The sequence below is a fragment of the Variovorax sp. SG517 genome (assembly GCF_013376045.1).
Taxonomy (GTDB): Bacteria; Pseudomonadota; Gammaproteobacteria; order Burkholderiales; family Burkholderiaceae_C; genus Variovorax.
Genome location: NZ_JABMJG010000018.1, coordinates 55,500 through 61,590, shown reverse-complemented (window position 1 = coordinate 61,590; position 6,091 = coordinate 55,500). Strand labels below are relative to the sequence as shown.

General features: G+C 68.5%; 9 protein-coding genes. 5 read left to right on the top strand and 4 right to left on the bottom strand.

The window, feature by feature from the left end:
- Window positions 1-61: IS3 family transposase (locus tag FHT32_RS35540; protein WP_371132171.1), on the top strand; the 61-nt coding region annotated here is incomplete at its 5' end.
- Window positions 62-121: 60 nt separating this feature from the next.
- On the opposite strand, the gene FHT32_RS33865 is transcribed toward FHT32_RS35540, so the two are convergent.
- Window positions 122-766, bottom strand: a complete 645-nt coding sequence (locus FHT32_RS33865) for an arylesterase (RefSeq protein ID WP_176668920.1) — start codon at window positions 764-766, stop codon at window positions 122-124.
- A gap of 36 nt (window positions 767-802) precedes the next feature.
- On the opposite strand from FHT32_RS33865, the gene FHT32_RS33860 reads away from it, so the two are divergent.
- The 4 genes from FHT32_RS33860 to rlmB are packed head-to-tail and all read left to right on the top strand — an operon-like array spanning window position 803 to window position 3,850.
- Complete coding sequence (locus FHT32_RS33860) at window positions 803-1,513, top strand: ABC transporter ATP-binding protein (protein WP_176668919.1); 711 nt, start codon at window positions 803-805, stop codon at window positions 1,511-1,513.
- A 58-nt stretch (window positions 1,514-1,571) separates the two neighbouring features.
- On the top strand, window positions 1,572-2,066 hold the full coding sequence (locus FHT32_RS33855; protein ID WP_176668918.1) for a hypothetical protein: 495 nt from the start codon (window positions 1,572-1,574) through the stop codon (window positions 2,064-2,066).
- A gap of 4 nt (window positions 2,067-2,070) precedes the next feature.
- The gene (locus tag FHT32_RS33850) at window positions 2,071-3,054 is read left to right on the top strand and encodes a hypothetical protein (protein WP_176668917.1); all 984 of its coding nucleotides are present in this window, start codon (window positions 2,071-2,073) and stop codon (window positions 3,052-3,054) included.
- A 49-nt stretch (window positions 3,055-3,103) separates the two neighbouring features.
- A complete protein-coding gene (gene rlmB, locus FHT32_RS33845; RefSeq protein ID WP_176668916.1) occupies window positions 3,104-3,850 on the top strand; it encodes a 23S rRNA (guanosine(2251)-2'-O)-methyltransferase RlmB in 747 nt (248 codons plus the stop codon).
- Here the strand turns inward: rlmB and FHT32_RS33840 are convergent, their stop codons facing one another.
- The 3 genes from FHT32_RS33840 to FHT32_RS33830 form a co-directional block, all read right to left on the bottom strand.
- On the bottom strand, window positions 3,851-4,963 hold the full coding sequence (locus FHT32_RS33840) for an NAD(P)/FAD-dependent oxidoreductase (RefSeq protein WP_256099273.1): 1,113 nt from the start codon (window positions 4,961-4,963) through the stop codon (window positions 3,851-3,853).
- Between the two features lie 185 nt (window positions 4,964-5,148).
- The gene (locus tag FHT32_RS33835) at window positions 5,149-5,319 is read right to left on the bottom strand and encodes a hypothetical protein (protein WP_176668914.1); all 171 of its coding nucleotides are present in this window, start codon (window positions 5,317-5,319) and stop codon (window positions 5,149-5,151) included.
- A gap of 136 nt (window positions 5,320-5,455) precedes the next feature.
- Window positions 5,456-6,046, bottom strand: a complete 591-nt coding sequence (locus tag FHT32_RS33830; protein ID WP_176668913.1) for a helix-turn-helix domain-containing protein — start codon at window positions 6,044-6,046, stop codon at window positions 5,456-5,458.
- Window positions 6,047-6,091: the final 45 nt, after the last annotated feature.

Here is a 6,091-nt window from a genome sequence, read left to right as displayed (position 1 = left end):
CAAGCTCAAACTCAAAGGCCTGAGCCCAGTACAGTACCGAACTCAGGCCTTGTGCCATTAGCTTCTAACTGTCCAACTTCTTGGGGTCAGTTCACAGGCCCGTGCCTGCGGCGGCTTTTTTTCATTGCTTGGGCAGCAGCTTGCGCAGTTCGGGCCAGACGTTGTCGAGCAGCCGCGGCTGCGCGGCCGCCGTCGGGTGGATGCGGTCGGCCTGGAACAGCGAGAGCGCATCGGGCGCGTCGGCCACGCCCTTGAGCAGGAACGGCACGAGGCCGGACCTGGTCGCCTCGGCCACCTTGGAGAAAACCGCCTCGAAGCGCCGCGTGTAGTCGCCGCCGTAGTTGGGCGGCACCTGGATGCCGACGACCAGCACCTTCGCACCCGCGGCCTGGGCGGCCTTGGTGATCTGCATCAGGTTGTTCTCGGTGTCCGCGAGCGGCAGGCCACGCAGGGCGTCGTTTGCACCGAGTTCGAGCACCACGAGGCTGGGCTTGTGCTGCGCGAGCAGCGGCGCGAAGCGGGCGCGCCCGCCGGAGCTGGTGTCGCCGCTGATGCTGGCGTTGACCACCGTGGCCGCGACCTTCTGCTGCGCAAGCCTTTTTTCGAGCAAGGGTACCCAGCCTTCGCCGCGCTTGAGGCCGTACTCTGCGCTCAGCGAATCGCCGAGCACCAGGATCACCGGCTTGCCCGAAGACGACGAAGTCTGTGCCTGGGCCTGTGCCGCGGTCGTCCATAGCCCCGCGCTGCCGAGCGCGGTGGTGGTCAAGATAAAGTCACGTCGATTCAAAACCAGAGCCTTTCCATGTCCCAACCCCCGTCTGATGCCATTGTCGCCGTCGAGCATGTGTTCAAGTCCGTCACCGATTCGACAGGTACGCTGGACATTCTGCAGGACATCGATTTCACCCTCGGCGCGCGGGAAACCGCCGCCATCGTCGGCGCCTCGGGCTCGGGCAAGAGCACGCTGCTGTCGATCATTGCCGGGCTGGATACGCCCACGCGCGGCACGGTGAAGCTCGCGGGGCAGGACATCTTCGCCATCGACGAGGACGAGCGCGCCGCCGTCCGCGCCCAGCGCGTGGGTTTCGTTTTCCAGAGTTTCCAGCTGCTGGGCAACCTGAGCGCTCTCGAGAACGTGATGCTCCCGCTGGAGCTGGCCAACCGCAAGGACGCCCGCAAGGCCGCCACCGAAATGCTCGGCCGCGTCGGCCTCGGCCAGCGCCTGGGCCACTACCCGAAGGTGCTCTCCGGCGGCGAGCAGCAGCGCGTGGCGCTGGCCCGAGCCTTCGTCGTCCAGCCGGCGCTGCTGCTGGCCGACGAGCCCACCGGCAGCCTCGACTTCGCCACCGGCGAGCAGGTCATGCAGCTGATGTTCGACCTGAACCGCGAGCTGGGCACCACGCTCGTGCTCGTCACCCACGACCGAGGCATCGCGGCGCGTTGCGAACGACGTATCACCATCGAGGCCGGGCGCGTCGCCCTTAATGAAAAAGTGGCTCTGGCGCCCGCCTGACAAGCGCAATAAGCTATGAAACATAAATAAGGCGCCCGCCACTTTCGAGGAGATATTCATGGAGGAGCTTCCGCCCGACGCCGTCCTGGCGCTGCAGCGCGGCAGGATGATCGAGGCCATCAAGATCGTGCGCAGCCGCACGGGCGTGGACCTCAAGTCGGCCAAGGAAGCTGTGGACCGGTATGCCGACCGGCTCGAAAGGGGAGAGGACGACAACGGCGGCGGCCGCGGCGTCCCCACCGCGGCCATGCAGGACCGCGGTTTCGCGTCGATGCCGTCCATCGCGCTCGCGGCCCTGGCGCAGGGCAACAAGATCGAGGCCATCCGCCTCACGCGCGAAGCCACCGGACTGAGCCTGTCGGCCGCCAAGCGGCTGGTCGACAACCATGACGACCCCGCGCTCGGCAGCTTCGGCCCGCTCACCCAGCACATGCCCCGGCGCCCGATGGTCGAGCCCGGTCGCGTGCAGGGCGCCGGCTACAAGTGGCTGCCGGTCCTGATCATCCTGCTCGCGGCGGTCATGGTCTGGCTGCTGTTCGGCGGAAAGGTCTGAGACGATGATCGTTCCCCAGTTCTGGGCCGAAGGCCGCGTCCAGGAGCGCGTGGCCGGCAAGCAGATCACCGTGCGCCGTTTCGGCTGGTCCGACGAGAGCCCGGTTGCCGCGCAGGCGCACGCCGACCAGCGCACGCGGGAGGCCTTCGACCGCATCGCCCACAAGGGCGAGCAGCTCGAACGCCGCGAGCGCAAGATGCCCTACAACGGCGCCGAGGGCGTGCCGATCCGCGAGGAAATCGTCGAGCGCCAGGGCGACGCCGTCATCACCCGCAACACCTACGGCGCGCGCTGCCTCAACACGCCCGACGTGCTGTTCGTCGACATCGATTTCGAGGAGCCCCTGCGCGGCAGCGTGTTCGGCTTCGCGCTGGTGCCGGCGCTGATCGCAGGCGTGGTCGGCGGCTGGGCCGCCAGGACCTGGCTGGGCGGGCTGATCGCGGGCATCGTGGTCTTCGCCGTGGCCTGGGTCATCGGCCAGCGCAAGAAGCGCGGCGAGCACAGCGGCAACCCCGCGCCCGAGAAGCGAGCCGCGGAGCGCATCGCGCGCTTCATGCAGCAGCATCCCGACTGGCACCTGCGCATCTACCGCACGCCGGCAGGCTTTCGCCTGCTGGCGATGCACGACGTCTTCAACGCGGCCGATGCCGCAGTGGCCGAGTGCTTCCAGGCACTGGGCGTCGACAAGGTCTACGCGCGCATGTGCCGCAACCAGAACTGCTTTCGCGCCCGCGTGAGCGCCAAGCCCTGGCGCATCGGCATCGGCGACCACATGCGGCCCCGGCCCGGCGTGTGGCCGGTCTCGCCCGACAAGCTGCCCGCACGCGATGCCTGGATCGCGCGCTATGAAAAGGCCGCCCAGGGTCACGCGGCCTGCCAGTACCTGGAGAGCGTGGGCAACGCCGCGAAGGTTCATCCGAGCGCGCTGGCGGTGCAGGAGCTGCACGACGAGCGCACCCGCGCGCTCAGCGGCCTGCCGATCGCCTGAGCGAAAGGGGCTGGGCGGCCGGCCCCAAGGGGGCGGGGATAATCGACGGATGTCTTCCCCCAAAGTGATCTTCGGCTTCCATGCCGTGGGCGTGCGCCTCAAGACCGCGCCCAAGTCGGTGCTCGAGGTGCTGTTCGACGCCAGCCGTCGCGATGCGCGCATGAAACAGTTCCTCGCGCGCGCGCAGGAAACCGGCGTGCGGCTCATCGAGGCCGACGGCGCCCGGCTTTCCAAGCTCAGCGGCAGCCACGGCCACCAGGGCGTGGTGGCGCGCGTCGAGCCCGTGGCCCAGGTCCGTTCCCTCGACGAACTGCTCGAAGGCCTCGAAGAGGCCGGCACCGTGCCGCTGCTGCTGGTGCTCGACGGCGTGACCGATCCGCACAACCTCGGTGCTTGCCTGCGCGTGGCCGACGGTGCGGGCGCGCACGCGGTCATCGCCCCCAAGGACCACGCGGCGGGCATCAACGCCACCGTCGCCAAGGTGGCGAGCGGCGCGGCCGAGACGGTGCCGTACTTCATGGTCACCAATCTCGCGCGCACGTTGAATGAACTCAAGGAGCGCAACATCTGGTGCGTGGGCACCAGCGACGACGCGCCGGGCACCATCTACCAGAGCGACTTCAAGCGCCCGCTGGCGCTGGTGCTGGGGGCGGAGGGCGAGGGCATGCGGCAGCTCACGCGAAAGACCTGCGACGAGCTGGTGAGCATCCCGATGGCCGGCGCGGTCGAGAGCCTGAATGTCTCGGTGGCCAGCGGCGTGTGCCTCTACGAGGCGATGCGGCAGCGCAGCGCCTAGCTAGCCTCTCGGCAGCGATCCACCCTTGCGGTGGAAGTAGACGAGTTCCGCCATGCGCCGCATCGGCGGCGTGCCCAGCAGGCGATTGAACATCCAGTCGTTCTGGAAATGGTCGAAGGCCCAGCGTAGCGCGCGCTTGAGCCTGAAGCGGGGATAGCCGCGCACGAACCACGTGGCCGGGTCGCCGGCCTCGCCGCGGACGAATCGCGCCACGGCCTCGCCCGCGCCCTGGCCGTGCAGAAGAGCCGTGTGGATGCCGCCGGCGGTCACCGGCGAAACCATGCCCGCTGCATCGCCCACCAGCAGCGCCCGTTCGCGTGCCACCACCGGCAGCACGCCGCCGCAGGGGATCATGCCCGCACGCACCGCGACGGGCGGCGCATCGCCGGGTGTGACCACCGGGGCTATCTTGCGCAGCAACGGCTCGAGCCTCAGCGCGCCCGCGTCGTCGTGCACCATGCGCCGCGCCAGCCCGATCTGGCTCACGCCCACGCCCTCGAGCGCCCAGCCGATATAGCCGGGCGCGAGCTTGCGGTCGATGAAGCAGTGCAGGAGATCGGGTGCCATCCTTGCGCCCTGGTATTCGTGCTCCACGCCGTACAGAAAGCGCGTGTTGCGCGACAGGCCCAGCGCCTTGGCGACGCGCGAATGCGGACCGTCGGCGCCCACGAGGTAGGTGGCGGTGATGCACGGGCCGTGCGTCAGCGGCACTTCCCAGCGGCCGTCGAGCCACAGCGCCTGCTCGAAGAGCATGCCCAGCCGCACGTCGACGCCGCAGGCGCGTGCCGAATCCACCATCCAGTCGAGCAGGGCGGGCGCGTCGGTGGCCCAGAACCAGTAGCCGGGCGCGTGCAGGTCCACGTGATGCATGTCGGGGGCATAGAGCCTCACGCCCTCGATGCGGCGCACCAGTGCGGGCGGCACTTCGGCCAGCCAGGGAACGCTGTCGACCGCGTCCTTGACGATGATGCCGGTGGTGTGCAGCTTGGCGCCGGCGGCGGTCTTCTTCTCCAGCACCATCACGCTGAGGCCCGCAAGCGCCGCGGCGCGGGCGCAGGCAAGGCCCGCGAAGCTGGCACCGACGACGAGCAGGTCGACCTTGATATGGCCCATGCCGTTGCCGGCAGCAGAGGCCGGCGCGGGCGCCGCCGAAGATGCGGAGGGAAGAAGCGGGGAAAAGAAGGTTGGAGAAGATGTATGCATGGGGCCGCTGACTTGAAGCAACGCGCACCGCCTGTCGCGATGCGCGCTGCGAAGTTAGCGACCCTCTGTGCGGGCGGCGTGAAGCCCGCGTGAACTCAGGAGGGGTCCTTGCCGCGCGTGCGGCCCACCGCGCTGAAGATGCCGATACCCAGCAGGATCACCGCACCGATGCCGATGTAGAGCGTGGGCACGCCCGCCACCGATGCGCCCCAGGCAATGCCGCCCAGGAAAATCAGGAAACCGATCATGTAGAGCACGAAAGACATCGTCGTTCCTCCGGAAGTCTGAATGCCTTGCAGTATTGCGGGCGGCGCCGCCAGCAGCACCGGTGCGCGCCGGATGTGCATGTGGGAGCTTGCCTACCCGCCGGGTACGACGGGGTACGACGTTTTCGCGCGCTGCCTACTCCGGGCTTGCCACCAGCAGGTAGCGGCAGGCGCCGCGCCCCAGCGCCTTGAAGACCAGGGGCCGGTCGACGCCGAAGTCGAGACAGTCGCCCGGCGCGAGTTCGAAACGCTCGTCTCCGTAGTCCACCCGCAGCTCGCCTTCGAGCATCCAGAGGCATTGCCGATACGGCTTGCCGCTCCAGCGCGGGTAATCGACCTGCGCCTCGCGCGGCAGTTCGATTTCGACCATCTCGACGCCGCTGCCCGCGTGGCGCTCGGCGACCTGGCGCCGCAGGTAGCCGGCCTGCGGGTCGCGCCAGACCTCCTGCTCGGCGTGCTTGCGCAGTCGCTTCGGCTGCAATTTCTCCTCGGTCAGCAGCTGCGCCAGCGGCACGCCGAGCCCGGCTGCCAGCTTTCCCAGCAGCACGGCCGTGGGGCTGCTCTGGGCGCGCTCCACCTTGGAAATCATGGCCTTGCTCACGCCAGAGCGCTCGGCCAGCTCCGCGAGGCTCAGGCCCTGCGCCTGCCGCAACGCCAGCAGCTGGGTGGCGATGAGCATGTCGATGTTCTGGCTCGAAACGTCGGCAGGAGATGAATCGTTTCTCATATGAGATTATTATTCTCCTATATTGAACGAAATTTCGACGAAACC